The following is an 18,824-nucleotide window of genomic DNA, read 5'->3' as shown; positions in this document are numbered from 1 at the left end:
CACCGCCCCTCCGCTTCGGCGCATGCCCCGTGTCCGTGCCGAGGCCCGCGGCCCCGGACCGCGTCGAGTGCGGACGGATCAGCGTCCCGCTGGGCTGGAACCGTCCCCGGGGCCGCGCGGTGAGGTGGAGGTCTCCCGCTCCCCGCCGAGCGCCGCGGCGCCTGCTGGTCGACCCGGGCGGCTCCGGCCTGCCCTACGCGGTCACCGAGCGCGCCGAACTTCCCGTGAGTGTGCGCCGTTCGTGCGATGTCATCGGCCGTCGCCGGCTGCGGCCCGGCGGAGTGCGACCGCGTCGTCCACCGCGCCCTGGGCCGCACCAAACGCTGGGCCAGCCTTGCCGACGGCCTGCGCGCCTGCGCGCCTGTGCGGCGGGCCGGAGGGCGTCGGGGCTGCCCTCAGGTCGTGCAGGACATCCATCGCGCACGTCGCCTCGATCCGCCGCACCCACTCGGCAGCCCGGACGCCCCGCCCCTCCTGCTGGTGGCCTCCGCCCACGATTCCGTCACCATGATCGAAGGGGTGCGACAATGGCGCCGCCTCTTGCAGGGCTCCCGCTTGCTCACGCTCGACAACGACTACTCGCACGGCGTCTTCGCCCGTCGCGTCACGCCTGCGTGGGCGACGCGGCGGCCGCATACCTCATCGACGGGGCGGTGCCGGTGGCGGACGTGCGCTGCACGGGGTCCGGACTGCCTACGGCGCAGTGATACCCGTACAGAGAAAGAACTCCGGGTGAGCCGCCCCTCCCGACCGAGGAGGGCTAACGGCCGGAAGACGGCATCCGAGAAGGCGCCCGCCGTGCGCGGTGCGCCGTGCGGTGGCGGCGGCCGTGCCACCTGTTTTTGTTGCGCATGTTTTTTATGACGCATCACCCTGTCCAGTGCGCAGCGGCCGGACGCTTTCGGTCCCGGCTGAAAGTCCCAGAAAAGTCCCAGAGGTGCCGCCACCTCCCCTCCCACCTCGCGTTCATGCAGGTCAGGAGGGGTGTGGTGGTGCTGTTTCTGAAGACCTTCAGATGTCCCGGAAGATCTCGATCTGCGCCCCGATCGAGTTCAGGCGTTCCGCCAGGTCCTCGTAGCCGCGGTTGATGACGTACACGTTCCGCAGGACGGACGTGCCCTCCGCCGCCATCATCGCCAGGAGGACGACCACGGCGGGGCGCAGGGCCGGGGGGCACATCATCTCGGCGGCGCGCCAGCGGGTGGGGCCCTCCACCAGGACCCGGTGCGGGTCGAGGAGCTGGAGGCGGCCGCCGAGGCGGTTGAGGTCGGTGAGGTAGATCGCGCGGTTGTCGTAGACCCAGTCGTGGATCAGGGTCTTGCCGGAGGCGACGGCGGCGATGGCCGCGAAGAAGGGCACGTTGTCGATGTTCAGGCCGGGGAACGGCATGGGGTGGATCTTGTCGATCGGCGCCTCCAGCTTGGAGGGCCGCACGGTGAGGTCCACCAGCCGGGTGCGGCCGTTGTCGGCGACGTACTCGGGCGTGCGGTCGTGGTCGAGGCCCATCTCCTCCAAGACCGCCAGCTCGATCTCCAGGAACTCGATGGGGACCCGGCGCACCGTCAGCTCCGACTCGGTGACGACGGCGGCGGCCAGCAGGCTCATCGCCTCCACCGGGTCCTCGGAGGGCGAGTAGTCGACGTCGGTGTCGATGGTCGGCACGCCGTGCACGGTGAGCGTGGTGGTGCCGATGCCCTCGACCCGTACGCCCAGTGCCTCCAGGAAGAAGCAGAGGTCCTGGACCATGTAGTTGGAGGAGGCGTTGCGGATGACGGTCACCCCGTCGTGCCGGGCGGCGGCCAGCAGCGCGTTCTCGGTGACCGTGTCCCCGCGCTCGGTCAGCACGATCGGCCGGTCGGGGCGTACGGCGCGGTCCACGACGGCGTGGTACTGCCCCTCCGTGGCCGCGATGTCCAGCCCGAACCGGCGCAGCGCGATCATGTGCGGCTCGATGGTGCGCGTGCCCAGGTCGCAGCCGCCGGCGTAGGGCAGCTTGAAGGAGTCCATGCGGTGCAGCAGCGGGCCGAAGAACATGATGATCGACCGGGTGCGTACGGCGGCGTCGGCGTCGATCGCCGCCATGTCCAGGTCGGCCGGCGGCACGATCTCCAGGTCGACCCCGCCGTTGATCCAACGGGTGCGCACGCCGATGGAGTTCAGCACCTCGAGCAGACGGTAGACCTCCTCGATCCGGGCCACCCGGCGCAGGACCGTGCGCCCCCGGTTGAGCAGCGAGGCGCACAGCAGAGCGACACAGGCGTTCTTGCTCGTCTTGACGTCGATGGCACCGGACAGCCGGCGGCCGCCCACGACGCGCAGGTGCATCGGGCCCGCGTAGCCCAGCGAGACGATCTCGCTGTCCAGCGCTTCGCCGATGCGGGCGATCATCTCAAGGCTGATGTTCTGGTTGCCGCGCTCGATCCGATTGACGGCGCTCTGGCTGGTGTTGAGCGCCTCGGCCAGCTGCGCCTGTGTCCAGCCACGGTGCTGCCGGGCATCACGGATGAGCTTGCCGATGCGTACGAGGTAGTCGTCTGCCATGGGGCTGAGGTTATCTCAGATATGAGATGGCGCCTTGTGGGGGGTCCGTCCGGGTGATGTCCCGTCAACGGTCGGCGGAGGCCGCTCGGTGGGTACACCGCCCCTTGCGCCACATCCTGATCTCGGTCGGCGGGATGTGCTCGGCGAAGCGGCCGTCCGGGGCACGGGCGCCCAGCAGTGCGCGCAGATCCCGCTCGAATTCCGGCAGCCGGTCCCCGAACAGGTGCGGGGCCGAGTCGGACCGGGAGAACGCCCAGGCCACGAGGGCGTCCACGGTGCGGATCGCGACCTGGCCGGCCGGTACGACCTGCCGGCCCGCGGGCGCGAAACCGGCTCCGGCGAAGACGGCGTCCTCACCGCCCGGTGTCCCGTGGACGAGCACCCCCTGTCCCGCGCGCCGGACCGGGCCCAGGTAGTGCCGTACGAGCTCGCCGATCAGGGCGTACGGGGGAGCGGGCAGCGGCAGCGGTGCCGTGGCCGGTGGCGGGTCCTTCAGGTCGGCGATGTGGACGAGCGTGCCGCCCGGCTCCAGCATCCCCAGGACGGCGGCGGCGACCCGTTCGCGCTCCGTCCAGTGGAAGGACTGCGCGAACGTCACGGTCCGGAACTCGCCCAGTCCGGCCGGCAGGTCCTCGGCCCGGGCGGCCACCCAGTGCGCGTTGGCCACCCCGTCCCCGGCGGCCCGCCGCGCGGCCTCCGCCAGCATGTCCTCGTCCGGGTCGAGCCCGACCGCCTCGGTGAAGAACCGGGCCAGCGGCAGTGTCACGATCCCGGGACCGCACCCCACGTCCAGCAGTCGCCCCCGCCCGTCCAGCCCGAGGGCCCCGGCCAGGGACTCCCCGAGCCCCGGCGCGTACGGCAGCCGCCCCTGTACGTAGTGGACCGCGCTGCCCTGGAACAGCGTCCTGTCCCATCGCCACCCCTCGGGCATGCCGACTCCCTTCGTCGTGGGAGAGCCTGGAGGGGGTGCTCGGGTGTGTGGCGAGCCCGGGCATGACCATCCGGCCCCCATGTACTAGAGTTATCTCGACATCGAGATATCTGCCGAGGCGCACCGCAGCCGCGCGCATCACCGGTCTGGTAGTGAGGGTTACCTAACTTAGCCTGACCTAAGCGGATCGGCCAAGCCCGCGTGGCGGCAGGATGCGGTGGTACGCGCACATCAATGAAGGAGACCGTCGTGTCGGCGAACAGCTTCGACGCCCGCAGCACGCTGCAGGTGGGCGACGAGTCGTACGAGATCTTCCGCCTGGACAAGGTGGAGGGCTCGGCCCGACTCCCCTACAGCCTCAAGGTCCTGCTGGAGAACCTGCTCCGCACGGAGGACGGCGCGAACATCACCGCCGACCACATCCGCGCCCTCGGCACCTGGGACTCGCAGGCCCAGCCCAGCCAGGAGATCCAGTTCACGCCGGCCCGCGTCATCATGCAGGACTTCACCGGTGTGCCCTGTGTCGTCGACCTCGCCACCATGCGTGAGGCCGTCGCGGCCCTCGGTGGCGACCCGGCGAAGATCAACCCGCTCTCCCCGGCCGAGATGGTCATCGACCACTCCGTCATCGCCGACCGGTTCGGCACCAGCGACGCCTTCCAGCAGAACGTCGAGCTGGAGTACGGCCGCAACAAGGAGCGCTACCAGTTCCTGCGCTGGGGCCAGACCGCCTTCGACGACTTCAAGGTCGTCCCGCCGGGCACCGGCATCGTCCACCAGGTGAACATCGAGCACCTCGCCCGGACCGTCATGGTCCGCGGCGGGCAGGCGTACCCCGACACCCTGGTCGGCACCGACTCGCACACCACCATGGTCAACGGCCTCGGGGTGCTGGGCTGGGGCGTCGGCGGCATCGAGGCCGAGGCCGCGATGCTCGGCCAGCCGGTCTCCATGCTGATCCCTCGCGTCGTCGGCTTCAAGCTCACCGGCGAGCTGCCCACCGGCACCACCGCCACCGACCTGGTGCTCACCATCACCGAGATGCTCCGCAAGCACGGCGTCGTCGGCAAGTTCGTCGAGTTCTACGGCGAGGGTGTGGCGGCCACCAGCCTCGCCAACCGCGCCACCATCGGCAACATGTCCCCCGAGTTCGGCTCCACCGCCGCGATCTTCCCGATCGACGACGAGACCCTGAACTACCTCAGGCTCACCGGCCGCTCCGCGCAGCAGGTCGCGCTCGTCGAGGCGTACGCCAAGGAGCAGGGCCTCTGGCTGGACCCGAAGGCCGAGCCGGACTTCTCCGAGAAGCTGGAGCTCGACCTCTCGACGGTCGTCCCGTCCATCGCCGGCCCGAAGCGCCCGCAGGACCGCATCGTCCTCGCGAACGCCGCCGAGCAGTTCAAGAGCGACGTACGCAACTACGTCGCCACCGCCGACGAGGCGGGCGAGGAGTCCTTCCCGGCCTCCGACGCCCCGGCCACCTCCAACGGCGTGCCCACCAACCCGGTCACCGTCACCGCCCCCGACGGCTCGACCTACGAGATCGACCACGGCGCCGTCACCGTCGCCGCGATCACCTCCTGCACCAACACCTCCAACCCGTACGTCATGGTCGCCGCCGCGCTGGTGGCCAAGAAGGCGGTGGAGAAGGGCCTGACCCGCAAGCCGTGGGTCAAGACCACCCTCGCCCCGGGCTCCAAGGTCGTCACCGACTACTTCGACAAGGCGGGCCTCACCCCGTACCTCGACAAGGTCGGCTTCAACCTCGTCGGCTACGGCTGCACCACCTGCATCGGCAACTCCGGCCCGCTGCCGGAGGAGGTCTCCAAGGCCGTCAACGACCACGACCTCGCCGTCACCTCGGTCCTCTCCGGCAACCGCAACTTCGAGGGCCGGATCAACCCCGACGTCAAGATGAACTACCTGGCCTCCCCGCCGCTGGTCGTCGCGTACGCCATCGCGGGCTCCATGAAGGTGGACATCACCAAGGACGTCCTGGGCACCGACCAGGACGGCAACCCGGTCTACCTCAAGGACATCTGGCCCTCCGAGGCCGAGGTCAACGACGTCGTGGCCAACGCCATCGGCGAGGACATGTTCAGCAAGTCCTACTCCGACGTCTTCGCGGGCGACCTCCAGTGGCAGTCGCTGTCCGTCCCGACCGGCAACACCTTCGAGTGGGACCCCGAGTCGACGTACGTCCGCAAGCCCCCGTACTTCGAGGGCATGGGCATGGACCCGGAGCCGGTCTCCGACATCTCCGGCGCCCGCGTCCTCGCCAAGCTGGGCGACTCGGTCACCACCGACCACATCTCCCCGGCCGGTGCCATCAAGGCCGACACCCCGGCCGGCAAGTACCTCACCGAGCACGGTGTGGAGCGTCGTGACTTCAACTCCTACGGCTCGCGCCGAGGCAACCACGAGGTCATGATCCGCGGTACCTTCGCCAACATCCGCCTGCGCAACCAGATCGCGCCGGGCACCGAGGGCGGCTACACCCGCGACTTCACCCAGGACGGCGCGCCGGTCTCCTTCATCTACGACGCGTCGCAGAACTACCAGGCCGCCGGCGTCCCGCTGGTCATCCTGGGCGGCAAGGAGTACGGCTCCGGCTCCTCCCGTGACTGGGCCGCCAAGGGCACCGCGCTGCTCGGCGTCAAGGCCGTCATCACCGAGTCGTACGAGCGCATCCACCGCTCGAACCTCATCGGCATGGGCGTCCTGCCGCTGCAGTTCCCGGCCGGCCAGTCCGCCGACTCGCTCGGCCTGACCGGCGAGGAGACCTTCTCCATCACCGGCGTGTCCGAGCTGAACGAGGGCACCACCCCGAGCACGGTGAAGGTCACCACCGACACCGGCGTCGAGTTCGACGCGGTCGTCCGCATCGACACCCCCGGCGAGGCGGACTACTACCGCAACGGCGGCATCATGCAGTACGTGCTGCGCCAACTCGTCGCTTCTTGATCTGACGTGAACGAGCGCCCTGCCCCCGCATCTCGCGGGGTGTGGGGCGCTCGCGCTCGACGGGGCGGAAGACGCGCCGGTCACCATGACCGCACGTGATCTGTCCCCGGAGCGGAGCCGCGCATCCTTGCGACGACGAAGAACCCCGCACCCGGCACCGGGTGCGGGGTTCTTCCACAGCAAGCCCGGGACTTCAGTCCCGGGCCGTTGACGTGTCGTAGACGTGGAAGCCCCGGCCGCTCTTGCGACCGAGGTGCCCTGCGGCGACCATGCGGCGGAGAAGGGCGGGCGGTGCGTACAACGGCTCCTTGAACTCCTCGTACATGGACTCGGCCACGGCCTGGGCGGTGTCGAGGCCGATGAGGTCGAGCAGGCGCAACGGCCCCATGGGATGGGCGCATCCGAGTTCCATGCCCCGGTCGATGTCCTCCGGCCGTGCCGAGCCGGACTCCACCATCCGTATCGCGCCGAGCAGGTAGGGCACGAGGAGGGCGTTGACGACGAAGCCGGAACGGTCGGGCGCCTGGATGGCCTGTTTGCCCAGTTGCTCGGCGAAGCTGCGGGTGCGGCGCACGGTGTCGGCGTCGGTGGTGAGGGAGGGAATGAGCTCGACCAGCCGCTGTACGGGTACGGGGTTGAAGAAATGCAGGCCGATGACCCGGGCCGGCCGCTCGGTGACGACGGCGAGGTCGACGACGGGGATCGAGGAGGTGTTGGTGGCCAGGACCGCCGCTGGGTCCTCGACCGCCTTGTCCAGGGCGCGCAGGACGTCGGTCTTGATGTCGCGGTTCTCGGCGACTGCTTCGACGACGAACTGGCGGTCGGCCATCTCCGTGAGGTCAAGGGTGAAGGAAACCCTGGTCAGGGCCTGGTCTCGCTGCTCCTCGCTGAGTCTGTGACGTCTCAGGGCTCGGTCGAGGGAAGCGGTGAGCCGGCGGCGGCCTGCCTCGACCGCGTCGGGCGTGGCCTCGGCGACACGGACGTCCAGACCGCTGCGGGCGGCGACTTCGGCGATGCCGGAGCCCATGAGGCCGCAGCCGACGACGCCGAGACGGGTGATGAGGTCCATCTGAGGTCCTGTCTGATGAGTCGCTGTCCAGCTGGAGGTGATCGCCGTCATAGATCGAGGACGAGGCGGGGCCCGCACGAGCGGGAGACGCAGATGAGCATGGTGTCGCCGGCGGCCCGTTCGTCCTCGGACAGCAGCGCGTCGCGGTGGTCGGGCCTGCCGTCCAGCACGTCGGTCTCGCAGGTGCCGCAGGTGCCTTCCCGGCAGGAGAAGTCGACCGCGACGCCGGCTTCCTCCAGCGTTTCGAGCACCGAACGGCCGGGCGCCACGGTGAGAGTGAGCCCGGATCGGGCCAGCTCCAGCTCGAAGGCATCGGCCGGGCCGGTTTCGGCCGTCCGGACCGGGGCGAAGCGTTCGACGCCCAGCGTGCCGGGCGGCCAGGCCGCGCACCGCTCCTGCACCGCGCGCAGCAGGGGTTCGGGACCGCAGGCGTGGACCAGGGTGCCTTCCCGGGGCGCGCCGAGGAACGTGGCGAGGTCCAGCAGGCCGTACTCGTCCTGCGGACGGACGAGGACCCGGTGCCCGTACGGGGCGAGACGGTCCAGGAATGCCATGGAGGTCCGGGTGCGGCCGCCGTACAGCAGACGCCAGTCGGCCCCTGCGGCCTCGGCTGCCTCGACCATGGGCAGGACGGGTGTGATGCCGACACCGCCGGCGATGAAGAGGTGACGTTCGGCCGGCCGCAGCGGGAAGTTGTTCCGCGGCCCGCGCACCCGTACCTCGGTGCCCTCGTGGAGGTGGTCGTGGACGTACGCCGACCCCCCACGGCCGTCGGGCTCGCGCAGGACGGCGATCCGCCAGGCGTCGCGTTCGGCCGGATGTCCGCACAGGGAGTACTGACGGATCAGTTCGCCGCCCTCGCCGTCGTACAGGAACAGGTCGACGTGGGCGCCCGGGGTCCAGGCGGGCAGCGGGCCGCCGTCCGGGCGGCGCAGGGTGAGGGAGACGACGTCGTCCGCGGCCCGGGTGAGGGTCTCCACGGTGAGCATCGCGTCGACCGTGGTCAGTGGGTCGTTCATGGTGGTTCAGCTCCGGGGTCAGGCCGGTGTCGGCACGTGCAGCAGGAGTGCGTCGCCCTGGCCGCCGCCTCCGCACAGGGCCGCCGCTCCGCTGCCGCCTCCGCGCCGTCGCAGCTCGGCGGCGAGGGTCAGGACCAGCCGGGCGCCGGTCATGCCGACCGGGTGCCCGAGCGCGATGGCCCCGCCGTTGACGTTCACCTTGTCCAGGGGGATGTCCAGCTCCCGTACGGAGGCCAGGGCCACCGAGGCGAACGCCTCGTTGATCTCGAAGAGGTCCAGGTCGGCCGCCTCGAGCCGGCCGTCCCGGGACAACGCGTCACGGATCGCGCCGGCCGGCTGGACGAGCAGGGAGGGGTCGGGGCCCGCGACCGTGCCGTAGGCTCCGATCTCGGCGAGCGGAGCCAGACCCTCCCGCCGGGCACGCTCGGCACTCATCACGACGACGGCCGCGGCCCCGTCGGAGAGCTGCGAGGCGTTGCCCGCCGTGATGGTGCCCGTGCCGGAGAAGGCCGGCCTCAGGAGCCCCAGGCTCTCGCCGGTGGTCCCGGGCCGTACGCCCTCGTCGGCCGCGACCACCGTCTCGCCCCGGCGCCCGGCCACGGTGACGGGGGTGATCTCCTCCGACAACGCACCCGACCTCTGGGCCTGGGCGGCCCTTTGATGGGAGAGGGCGCTGTACTCGTCCTGTTCCTCACGGGTCAGGCCGTACGGCCGTTGGTAGCGCTCGGTCGCCGCCCCCATGGAGACGCCGTCGAAGGCGCAGACCAGCGCATCGCGGTCGAGGGCGTCCTCCGCCGCCGCCGAACCGTACTTCCAGCCGGTGCGGGGTCCGCGCAGCAGGTGGGGGGCGTTCGACATGGACTCCATGCCGCCTGCCACGACCACTTCGTGACGCCCCGAGGCGATCATGAGGTCGGCCAGGGCGATGGCGTGCAGTCCGGACGGGCAGAGCTTGTTGACGGTGCTCGCGGGCACGGAGAAGGGGATGCCGGCCCGGACCGCGGCCTGCCGGGCCGGGTTGGGGCCGACTCCGGCCTGGACGACATGGCCCATGACGACGGCTTCCACGGCTGCCGGCTCCAGGTCGACGGCGGCCAGGGCGGCGCGGACGGCGGCGGCGCCGAGGTCGACCGCGGACAGGGAGCCGAGGGCGCCCAGCAGTCTGCCGACGGGCGTCCTGGTGCCGGCGACGATGACGGATCCGGGCATGGCCGGGACCTCCTGGGGTGGGGGACGGGGTCAGGCGGCCGTGCCGGCGTCCACGGCACGGCCGGCGATCAGATGGGCCGTCTCGTTGACCGAGTGCAGGACGATACGGCCGCCGGGCATGCGCCGGACCCGGCTGACGGACGTGTAGTCGGGGTGGAACCAGAACATGGTGGGCAGGCCCAGCACCGCGGCCAGGTAGGTGTTGGTGATGCCGCCGTGGCACACGGCCGCGACCCGCGCGCCGGGATGGGCGTCGAGAATGGTGTCCATGGCCCGAACGGCACGTGCCCGAAAGGCGTCCCGGTCCAGGTCGGGCACGAAGTCCTCGAAGCGTCCCTCGGCGAGGGCCGCCGCCCGGGGATCGTCGGCGCCGATCTGCTCGGGCGGCGTGTAGGGCTGGGACACGTCCGTGTCCCACTCGCGCAGGTCGTCGAGGACGGTGGCGGTCATGCCGGTGAGCCGTTCCAGGGGCGCGGCGGTTTCCCGGGCCCGCCGGTACGGGCTGACGTAGAGGGCGTCGAGGTCCTCGTGTGCGAACCAGGCGGCGAGCTGCTCGGCCTGGGCGATGCCCTCCGGGGCCAGCCCCGGGTCGAACACACCGGCCAGTGGGAGGCCGTGCCGGATGAGCAGGAGTTCGGTCATGGTGATCCTTCACAGGGATGAGCGGGCGCGACGCGAGGGGGCACAGGGGGAGCGGGCGCAGCGGTGCGCCGGCTCAGCCGGCGATGGTCCGTTCGGAGGCCCAGTAGGGTCGGCGCATCGCGCGTTTGTCGAGCTTGCCCATCGCGTTGCGCAGGAGTTCGGGGACGAACTCGTACGACTTCGGGCACTTGTAGGCGGCCAGGCGCTCGCGGCAGAACCGGTCGAGTTCGTCGGCCGGCGGTTCGTCCGCCGCCACGACGAGCGCCCGCAGGGACTCGCCGAAGTCCGGGTCGGGGACGCCGATGACGGCGACCTCGGCGACCGCGGGGTGCCGGCGCAGTACGGCTTCGCTCTCGGCCGGGTAGAGGTTGACGCCGCCGGAGACCACGACGTCCGCGGCCCGGTCGGTGATGAAGATGTAGCCGTCCGCGTCGACGTAGCCGATGTCGCCGAGGGTGAAGACACCGGGCGCGAGGTAGGCGGCCTTGGTCTTGTCCGGGTCCGCGTGGTAGCGGACGCCCTGGTCCTCGGGGGCCCGGAAGGCCAGCAGTCCTGGTTCGCCGGGCGGCAGTCGCCGGCCGTCGTCGTCGGTGACCAGGACCTCGAAGGGGGGCCGTGCCCGTCCGACCGACCCCGGGTGGGCCAGCCACTCGGTGCTGCTGATACGTGCCACGGTGCCCGCTTCGCTGGCGCCGTACGACTCGGTGAGCACGGGACCGAACCAGTCGATCATGGCACGCTTCACGTCCGGCGGACACGCGGAGCCGGTGTGGGAGACCTGCCGCAGGCTGGAGACGTCGTAGCGGGCGCGGACCTCGTCCGGGAGGGCGAGCAGCCGCTGGAAGTGGGTGGGCACCATCACCGTCGAGGACACCCGCCACTTCTCAACCCGGCTCAGGAACGTCTCGGCGTCGTATCTGCCGAGGACGACCACCGGTCGGCCGGCCGCCAGATGCCTTAGCGAGGTCAGCGGGGCGTTGTGCTGCAGGGGACCGCACACCAGGTGCGGTCCCGGAGGGAATCCGGGCCGTGCGGACATGGCGGCGAGATAGGCGGAGCTGTCCGCGACCGGCTCGCCGACCCAGCGCACCTCGGTGCCGCGCGCCCGTCCGGTGGTTCCCGAGGTGTAGACGAGCGGCGGCCGGGCGGGCCGGCCCGCGGGGAGGGTGTGCCCGTCGGGTGCGGCGGCCAGCCACCGGTCCCAGTCGAAGGCGTGTCCGAGCGCCGGGGTTCCGTGCACCACCACCGGCAGGCCCAGTTCGCGGGCCGCGTCGAGTGCGGCACCCGCGCCGACGGGTCCGGCGATGATCGCTGTCGCGCCCGCGTCGATGATCTGCTCCACGAGCTCGCCCGAGGTGAGGTTCCGGGACGTGGCGACGGTCCCCACTCCGGCGCGCAGGCCGGCCAGATGGGCCACCAGTGTCGGGATGGCGTTGTCACCGAGGACGGCGATCCGGTCCTCAGGGCCGGGCGCGAACTCCAGCAGCCGGGCGGCCGCCCGGGCCACCTGGTCGGCGAGGCGGGACCAGGACAGGACGTCCAGGTCGTCCGCCAGGGCGGGCTCGTCGGGTGACTCCTGGGCGCGACGGTCGAGTGGCAGCAGCGACATGGCTCCTCCGGCGGCTCCTCGGGTCTCTCCCGATTTCAGGGGAGAGGAGACACTGAGACTGTAGCGTTTATCAAGAAAGTGCGGAACACTCTGATCCTGGGAGTAGTCATTCCCGCCTGTTTCAGCGGGTGGCAGGTGCGCTACCCGTTTCCGGTTACTCAATCCACCGTCTGGTAAGTGCCCGAGGAGGAGCCATGTCCGAGCTGGATCCGGACGCATGGCGCAGGCAGGTCCGGCAGTGGCTGGCCACCGTGCTGGAACCGGTGCGGGCGCCGGACTCCGCCACGGAGGCCGCCGACCTCGCCGTGTTCCACAACCTTCCCCAGGACGAGGAACGCCTGCTGCTGGAGCGCTGCCGCGCCTACCAGCGAGCCCGGTTCGACGCCGGCTACCAGGCGCTCACCCTCCCCGTGGACAAGGGCGGCGCGGGCCTGACCGCCGCCCATGCGGCGGCGTTCGCCGAGGAGGAGTCGGCCTTCGAGGTACCGCCGTCCACCGAACTGATCAGCGTCACCGTGCGGCTGGTCGCGATGGCCGTCTCCCTGTTCGGGACCGCCGAGCAGCGCCGCGAGCACGCACGCGCCTTCCTGCGCACCGACCTGCTGGCCTGCCAGCTCTTCAGCGAGCCCGGCGCCGGATCCGACCTCGCGGCCCTGCGCACCCGCGCCCGGCAGGAGGGTGAGACATGGGTGATCGACGGTCAGAAGGTGTGGACCTCGGGCGCCCAGTTCGCCTACTACGGTCTGCTGCTCGCCCGCACCGACCCGGACGTCGTCAAACAGGCCGGCATCACCGCCTTTCTGGTGCCGATGGACGCGCCCGGAGTGGAGGTGCGCCCCATCCGTCAGATGAGCGGCGGCGCCTCCTTCAACGAGGTCTTCCTCAGCGGCGTACGCGTCCCCGACCGGCTCCGGATCGGCCGACCGGGCCAGGGCTGGGAGGTCGCCACCGCCACCCTCGCCTTCGAACGCACCGCCTCCGGCAGCGGCAACCGCCGCAAGGGCGGCACCTTCACGGACGTCCTCGCACTCGCCCGCTCCCTCGGGCGCACCGAGGACCCGCTGGTCCGCCAGCGTCTCGCCGACCTGTACATCCGTGCCGCCCTGCGCGCGGCGACCGTCGAACGCGTCGCCAGGACGAGCGCGGCAGGCGGCCGCCCGGGCCCGGAGGCGTCGTTGACCAAACTCATGGCCTCCGAACTGCTCACCCGCACAGGGCAGGTCGCCGCCGAGGTGATGGGGGCGCGGATCAGCGCCGACACCGGGGAACCGGGCACCTTCGCCTGGACCGGGCATCTCCTCGGCGCGCCCGGCTACCGGCTGGCCGGAGGCACCGATCAGATCCAGCGCAACCTGATCGGCGAACGGGTGCTCGGGCTGCCGCCCGAGCCCCGGGTGGACCGGGTGCCGTTCTCGCAGCTCCCCGGCAACTGAGGCACCACGCCTCGTCTCGGCACACACAGAGGAGTGACATCGATGGATCTGGGACTGACGGGCGCCAAGGCGCTGGTGACCGGTGCGAGCCGGGGCATAGGCCGGGCGGTCGCCGCGACACTGGCGGCCGAGGGCTGCGCCCTGGCACTGTGCGCCCGGGGCGAGGAAGGACTGGCCAAGACCGCCGCCGAACTGCGCGCCGAGGGTGCCACCGTGTTCGAGGCGGCGGTCGACGTCACCGACCCGGCCGCCCTCGCCGGCTTCGTGGAGCGGGCGGCCGGCGCACTCGGCGGTCTGGACCTGCTGGTGTCCAACGTGTCGGCGGGCAATGTGAAGGGCCCCGAGTCCTGGGAAGCCAGCCTGCGCGGAGACCTGATCCCGTTCGCGGGACTCGTCGAGGCCGCCCTGCCCCATCTGGAGGCCTCCGACCGGGCCGCCGTCGTGGCCATCGGCACCACCAACGCCTCCGACACCGCGCGTCCGGCCGGGGCGAACTCCTACTCCGCGCTCAAGGCGGCCGTCGTCCAGCACGCCTCCGCGCTCGCCCACGCCCTCGCACCGAAGGGCATCCGCGTCAACACCGTCTCGCCCGGCCCGATCGACTTCCCCGGCGGCGCCTGGGAGACCATCCGCACCAGCCGTCCGGAGGTCTACGAGGAGGTGCTCGCCAAGCTTCCGATCGGCCGCTACGGCACCGCGGAGGACGTCGCCGCGGCGGTGGCGTTCCTGCTCGGGCGGACCGGCTCCTTCTGCGTCGGGGTCAACCTCGTGGTGGACGGCGGGCTGCTCACCCGCGTCCAGTACTGAGCCGTGGCGGGCCCGGCAGGCCGCCTGGACGCCGTACTCGTGTGCGGTGGCCGCTGGCACGACTTCGACCACGCGCGGCTCCGGCTGCTGGAACTGCTCGCCCAGCATCCGAGGGTGCGCACGACCGTCCACCAGGACTACGACTGTGTGGACGCCCTCGACCGGGCGGACCTGCTGGTCACCTACACCTGCGACGTCCGGCCCCGCCCGGCGCAGCGGGCCGCGCTCGCCCGGATGGTCGAGCGGGGTGGCCGCTGGCTCGCCCTGCACGGCACCAACGCCGTGATCGAGCCGTCAGCGCACGGCGGGACACGGGAGTTCACGACCCCGCGGCTCCTCGGGGAACTGGCTCAGGTGCTCGGCAGCCAGTTCCTGGCCCACCCGCCGATCGAGCCGTACGAGGTGCGCGTCACCGATCCCGGCCATCCGCTGGTCGCCGGGATCGGCCCGTTCACGGTCACCGACGAGCTGTACGTCTGCGAACTGCACGGAGAGCTGGAGGTGTTGCTGCACGCCGAGTACACCGGGCCCTGCCGTGGCTTCGCCGAGGGAGACACGGCGGCCCTCGACCGCGCGCCCCGACCGGTGCTGTACCTCAAGCGGCACGGTCTCGGTGAGGTCTGCTACTTCACCCTCGGTCACTGCCGGGGCCGTCACGACATGCAGGACCTGGGTGTGGTCGACACCGGGCGGGTGGACCGCGGGCCCTGGGAGACGCCGGAGTTCCTGACGGTCCTCGGGCGTTGCGTGGAACGGGCGGTGACCGGTCGCGGCCCCGCGCAGGAGCGGGCCGGCGCCTGAGTCGGACTCGGGCGCCGGCCCTGCGCGGGGGCGGCTCACGCCTGCGGCAGCACCACCGCCCGGCCGCTGATGTCACCGGCGTGCAGACGCTCGTACGCCGCGGGCACCTCGTCGAGTGTGAAGGTCTCCACGTGCGAGGAGACCACCCCCTGTCGGGCCAGCTCGACCACCTCCATGAGCTCCCGGCGGCTGCCCCAGTAGGGGAACGAGGCGGAGACCTCGAACGGCAGCCCGCCGCCGAAGCCGACCGCCAGGGTGCCTCCGCCGAGGCCGACGATCGTCACGTCGCCCTCCACGGCCACCGCGGCCGCGGCCACGGCGAGCGTCGCCTCGGCGCCCACGAAGTCCAGGACCACTTCCGCCCCGATCCCGCCGGTGAGCTCCCGTACCCGTGCGGCCGCCGCGACGTCGGAGAGCAGCGTTTCGTGGGCGCCGACGGCATGGGCCAGCTCCAGCTTCTCCTTGTTCACGTCGAGGGCCACCACCGTGGCCGGTGTCAGGGCGCGGAGCAACTGCACGGCCAGGTGCCCCAGGCCGCCGACTCCGACGACCACCGCCGTGCTGCCCGGGACCAGCTTGGGCAGCGATTTCCTGATGGCGTGATAGGGCGTCAGCCCCGCGTCGGTGAGCGGGGCGGCCTGTACCGGGTCCAGTCCGTTCAGGGGCACGAGATGGCGGGGCGAGTCCACCAGCATGTACTCGGCGAGCGCACCCGGAGAGCCGAGTCCCGGCGGCAGGATGCCGAGCCCGGCGGCATGCGGGCAGCAGTTCTCCTTGCCCACCGCGCACTGGGGGCACTGCCCGCAGCCCCAGGGCCCGTACACCGCCACCTCGTCGCCTTCCGCGACCGCGGTGACCCCGCTGCCCACCGCCGCGACGGTGCCGACGCCCTCGTGGCCGAGCGTCATCGGCAGCGCGTAGGGGAACTGTTCCTCGGGCCACCCCATGACGGCCAGGTCGGAGTGGCACAGCCCCGCCGCGGTCACCTTCAACAGCACCTGCCCCGGCCCCGGTCGGGGCTCGGGAACCTCGACGACCTCGGGGGCCTGTCCGACCCTCCGGTACTGCACAGCCTTCATTGTTCGGTCTCCTTGTCGACAGCGGGCAGGGCGTCGCCGTCCGAGAGAGCCTCGGAGCCGACACGCGAGTGGCTTCCCCTCCGGCGGCGCAGAACGGCGGGCAGGGTGAGCCGGCCACCCGTCAGGACCAGCGCCACGATGAGGACGGAGCCGGTGAACAGGCTGGCGGCCCACTGGGCGCTGGTGGCGAGCCCCAGTCCCGTGATACCGGTCCCGAGCAGGAGGACCGCGAGGACGGTGCCCCAGGCGTTGAAGCGGCCCGCGCGCAGCTGGGTCGCCCCGACGAAGGCGGCGGCATAGGCCGACAGCAGATACGGGGTGCCCGCGGTGGGTGATCCGGAACCGACCGAGGACGCGAAGACCACGCCGGCGAAACCGGAGAGCAGCGCGGAGGCCACCAGGGTCAGAAAACGCAGCCGGTCGGTACGCACGCCCTGCAGCCGGGCCGCGTCGGCGTTGAAGCCGGTGGCGTACAACCGGCGTCCCGTGGCGGTGTGTTCCAGCAGGAACCAGATGGTCAGCGCGGCGAGCAGCAGATACAGCACCGGCAGCGTGATGCCTCCGGCGTCGAGCTGGGCGACGCTCGCGAACGGCTTGGCGAGCAACTGCACACCGGTGATGGAGCTGTCGTCGGTGACCATGGTGATCAGTGACTGGATCAGCGCCCCGGTGGCCAGGGTGGCGATGAACGAGTCGACGCGCAGGAACACGACCACGATCCCGTTGACGACTCCCACCAGCAGTGCGGCCGTCATCGCCAGGGCGACGGCCACGCCGGGACCGAGTCCGGCGGAGACCAGGAAGCGGGCGGTCAGCACGCTGGTGAGCGACATGGTGTAGGCGACCGACAGGTCGAAGACGCGCGCGGCCAGGGGCGGTACGACGCTCAGTGCCACCAGGCCGGCCACCGCGTTGCCGTTCAGTACCTGCTTGACCGTGATGACGGTCGGGAACGTGTCCGGCGCCCAGACGGAGAAGATCACGACGATGACCAGCCACACGTACACGGCGCCGATGTTCCGGAACGAACAGGCGGCCGCGGCCCGTCGGACCGGTGTCCCCCGGAGGAACGGTGCGGACCTCCGCGCTGCGGTGGGCGGGCGTTCCACCGCCCGGGTCGGGGTCGATGTCATGTCACTCGGTTCCTTCCATCGCGTGCACGAGCGCGCGCTCGGTGATGTCCCGGCCACTGATCTCCCGGGCGATCCGGCCGTCCCGTACCACCAGGACACGGGTGCACAGCGCGAGCAGGTCCTGGGTGTCGGAGGAGCAGACGATGACACCCATGCCCTCCTCGGCCTGCCGCTCTATCAGGTCGTACAGCTGCAGGCGGGTGGCGATGTCCACGCCGGCCGTGGGTTCGCACAGCGCCAGCACGGGCGGGCGCTGTGCCAGACAGCGGGCCATGACGACCTTCTGCTGGTTGCCGCCGCTCAGGGTGGTGATCCGGGCGCCGGGGCCGGCCGTGCGCACCCCGACCCGCCGGATCCACTCCTCGACCAGGGCGGATTCGCGGCGCCGGGGCAGCAGCCCGATCCTCGCGCGCAGGCGTTGCAGGAGCGGGAGGGTGAGGTTCTCGCCGACCGAGAAGTCGCCGATGACTCCCTCGGTCGCCCGGTCCGCCGGGACCATGGGCAGGCCCAGCATGTCGGCGTCGCGCGCCTCGGTCCATCGGTCGGAGCGTTGCGGCAGCCGCAGCCGGCCGCTCACCGGTCCGGTACGGGCGCCGCACACCGCGTAGGGCACGATCTCGTGCCCGGAGCCGACCAGGCCGGTGATGCCCAGGAGTTCGCCCCGGGCCAGGTCGAGGTCGACTCCTCGCAGCGGCCCGGCCCGCAGACCGCGTACCTCCAGTACGGCCGGGGTGGGACGGGAGGAGCGCGCCGGACGGTGGTCCGTGCCGGTCGCGGTTCCCGTGTCCTCGCCCGCCATGAGTTCGGTGAGGGAGCGGGGGGTGAGGTCGGCGACCGGTCGGGTGGCGACGCGGCGCCCGCCGCGGATGACGGTGACCCGGTCGGCGAGCGCGAAGATCTCGTCCATGCGGTGCGAGACGTACAGGACGCCGGCGCCGGCGTCACGGATCTCCCGCACGATGTCGAAGAGACGGGCCACCTCGCCGGGCGGGAGCACGGCGGTGGGCTCGTCGAGGACCAGGACACCGCGGCCGCCCTCCCAGCCCTGGAGCGCGGCGGCGATGGCCACCACCGTGCGCTGGACGGGGGTCGCCTTCGCCAGGGGACGGTGTACGTCGATGTCGACGCCGAACCGTTCGACGAGGGCGCTCGTCCGCCTCGACATCTCCGGCCAGTCGACGTTGCCCAGGGCCGTGCGGGCGAAGCCGTGGCTGAGGGCCAGGTTGTCGATGGCGCTCAACTCGCCCACCAGGCCCAGTTCCTGGTGGACGAAGCGGAGCCGGTCGTGGCGGGAGGCGGTGGCGTGGCCGAGGTCGAAGGGTTCGCCGTCGAGTTCCGCCACCGCACCGGGCTCCGCGTGGTGGTAGCCGGCGAGGATCTTGATGAGGGTGGACTTGCCGGAGCCGTTGGGTCCGATGAGGGCGTGGATCTCGCCGGGTGCGACCTCGAGATCCACGTCGGTCAGTGCCTGGGTTCCGCCGAATCTCTTCGACAGAGCGGCCACCCGCAGTATCGGCCGGTCCGTCTGCCGGACCGCACCGTCCGTGTCAGAGCGAGTCCTTGACGACATGTCAGTCACGACGGCCC

15 protein-coding genes are annotated in these 18,824 nt (G+C 71.6%); 5 read left to right on the top strand and 10 right to left on the bottom strand.

Annotation, left to right across the window (positions count from 1 at the left end; genetic code table 11):
* Positions 1-246: 246 nt before the first annotated feature.
* Positions 247-864, top strand: coding sequence for an alpha/beta hydrolase (locus U5640_RS08815; protein WP_340375230.1), 618 nt, complete (start codon positions 247-249; stop codon positions 862-864).
* 147 nt (positions 865-1,011) lie between these two features.
* Here U5640_RS08815 and U5640_RS08810 read toward each other — a convergent pair whose 3' ends face one another.
* Together U5640_RS08810 and U5640_RS08805 are read right to left on the bottom strand one after the other, a co-directional pair.
* A complete protein-coding gene (locus U5640_RS08810; RefSeq protein WP_340375229.1) occupies positions 1,012-2,541 on the bottom strand; it encodes a UDP-N-acetylglucosamine 1-carboxyvinyltransferase in 1,530 nt (509 codons plus the stop codon).
* 64 nt (positions 2,542-2,605) lie between these two features.
* Complete coding sequence (locus U5640_RS08805) at positions 2,606-3,472, bottom strand: class I SAM-dependent methyltransferase (RefSeq protein WP_340375228.1); 867 nt, start codon at positions 3,470-3,472, stop codon at positions 2,606-2,608.
* A 249-nt stretch (positions 3,473-3,721) separates the two neighbouring features.
* Here U5640_RS08805 and acnA point away from each other — a divergent pair, with 249 nt between their 5' ends.
* Entirely contained in the window at positions 3,722-6,436 is a 2,715-nt protein-coding gene (acnA, locus tag U5640_RS08800; protein ID WP_340385014.1) for an aconitate hydratase AcnA, read from the top strand.
* A gap of 193 nt (positions 6,437-6,629) precedes the next feature.
* Here acnA and U5640_RS08795 read toward each other — a convergent pair whose 3' ends face one another.
* From U5640_RS08795 to U5640_RS08775, 5 genes are all read right to left on the bottom strand, one after another.
* Positions 6,630-7,505 carry a 3-hydroxybutyryl-CoA dehydrogenase gene (locus tag U5640_RS08795; RefSeq protein WP_340375227.1) on the bottom strand — a complete coding sequence of 292 codons (876 nt, stop codon included), beginning with the start codon at positions 7,503-7,505 and terminating at the stop codon, positions 6,630-6,632.
* 47 nt (positions 7,506-7,552) lie between these two features.
* Positions 7,553-8,524: a PDR/VanB family oxidoreductase gene (locus tag U5640_RS08790; protein ID WP_340375226.1), complete on the bottom strand. Its 972-nt coding sequence runs from the start codon at positions 8,522-8,524 to the stop codon at positions 7,553-7,555.
* Positions 8,525-8,542: 18 nt separating this feature from the next.
* Positions 8,543-9,733 carry an acetyl-CoA C-acyltransferase gene (locus tag U5640_RS08785; protein ID WP_340375225.1) on the bottom strand — a complete coding sequence of 397 codons (1,191 nt, stop codon included), beginning with the start codon at positions 9,731-9,733 and terminating at the stop codon, positions 8,543-8,545.
* A gap of 30 nt (positions 9,734-9,763) precedes the next feature.
* Complete coding sequence (locus U5640_RS08780) at positions 9,764-10,375, bottom strand: histidine phosphatase family protein (protein ID WP_340375224.1); 612 nt, start codon at positions 10,373-10,375, stop codon at positions 9,764-9,766.
* 73 nt (positions 10,376-10,448) lie between these two features.
* Positions 10,449-11,984 carry an AMP-binding protein gene (locus U5640_RS08775; RefSeq protein ID WP_340375223.1) on the bottom strand — a complete coding sequence of 512 codons (1,536 nt, stop codon included), beginning with the start codon at positions 11,982-11,984 and terminating at the stop codon, positions 10,449-10,451.
* Positions 11,985-12,178: 194 nt separating this feature from the next.
* On the opposite strand from U5640_RS08775, the gene U5640_RS08770 reads away from it, so the two are divergent.
* Genes U5640_RS08770 through U5640_RS08760 form a run of 3 tightly spaced genes read left to right on the top strand, consistent with a single transcriptional unit; the run spans position 12,179 to position 15,025 of the window.
* Entirely contained in the window at positions 12,179-13,417 is a 1,239-nt protein-coding gene (locus U5640_RS08770) for an acyl-CoA dehydrogenase family protein (RefSeq protein WP_340375222.1), read from the top strand.
* Positions 13,418-13,459: 42 nt separating this feature from the next.
* Positions 13,460-14,224 carry an SDR family oxidoreductase gene (locus U5640_RS08765; protein WP_340375221.1) on the top strand — a complete coding sequence of 255 codons (765 nt, stop codon included), beginning with the start codon at positions 13,460-13,462 and terminating at the stop codon, positions 14,222-14,224.
* A gap of 3 nt (positions 14,225-14,227) precedes the next feature.
* Positions 14,228-15,025 carry a ThuA domain-containing protein gene (locus U5640_RS08760; RefSeq protein WP_340375220.1) on the top strand — a complete coding sequence of 266 codons (798 nt, stop codon included), beginning with the start codon at positions 14,228-14,230 and terminating at the stop codon, positions 15,023-15,025.
* A 35-nt stretch (positions 15,026-15,060) separates the two neighbouring features.
* Here the strand turns inward: U5640_RS08760 and U5640_RS08755 are convergent, their stop codons facing one another.
* The 3 genes from U5640_RS08755 to U5640_RS08745 are packed head-to-tail and all read right to left on the bottom strand — an operon-like array spanning position 15,061 to position 18,693.
* Positions 15,061-16,104: an NAD(P)-dependent alcohol dehydrogenase gene (locus tag U5640_RS08755; RefSeq protein WP_340375219.1), complete on the bottom strand. Its 1,044-nt coding sequence runs from the start codon at positions 16,102-16,104 to the stop codon at positions 15,061-15,063.
* The gene (locus tag U5640_RS08750) at positions 16,101-17,237 is read right to left on the bottom strand and encodes an ABC transporter permease (RefSeq protein ID WP_340375218.1); all 1,137 of its coding nucleotides are present in this window, start codon (positions 17,235-17,237) and stop codon (positions 16,101-16,103) included. Before U5640_RS08750 ends, U5640_RS08755 begins: the two co-directional genes overlap by 4 nt.
* Before the next feature lies 1 nt (position 17,238).
* Positions 17,239-18,693 (bottom strand): sugar ABC transporter ATP-binding protein, encoded by a 1,455-nt coding sequence (locus U5640_RS08745; protein ID WP_340375217.1) that lies wholly within the window; start codon positions 18,691-18,693, stop codon positions 17,239-17,241.
* Between the last annotated feature and the right edge of the window lie 131 nt (positions 18,694-18,824).

The sequence above is a fragment of the Streptomyces sp. SS7 genome, from assembly GCF_037993025.1.
Taxonomy (GTDB): Bacteria; Actinomycetota; Actinomycetes; order Streptomycetales; family Streptomycetaceae; genus Streptomyces.
This window is presented reverse-complemented; position numbering and strand designations above follow the sequence as displayed.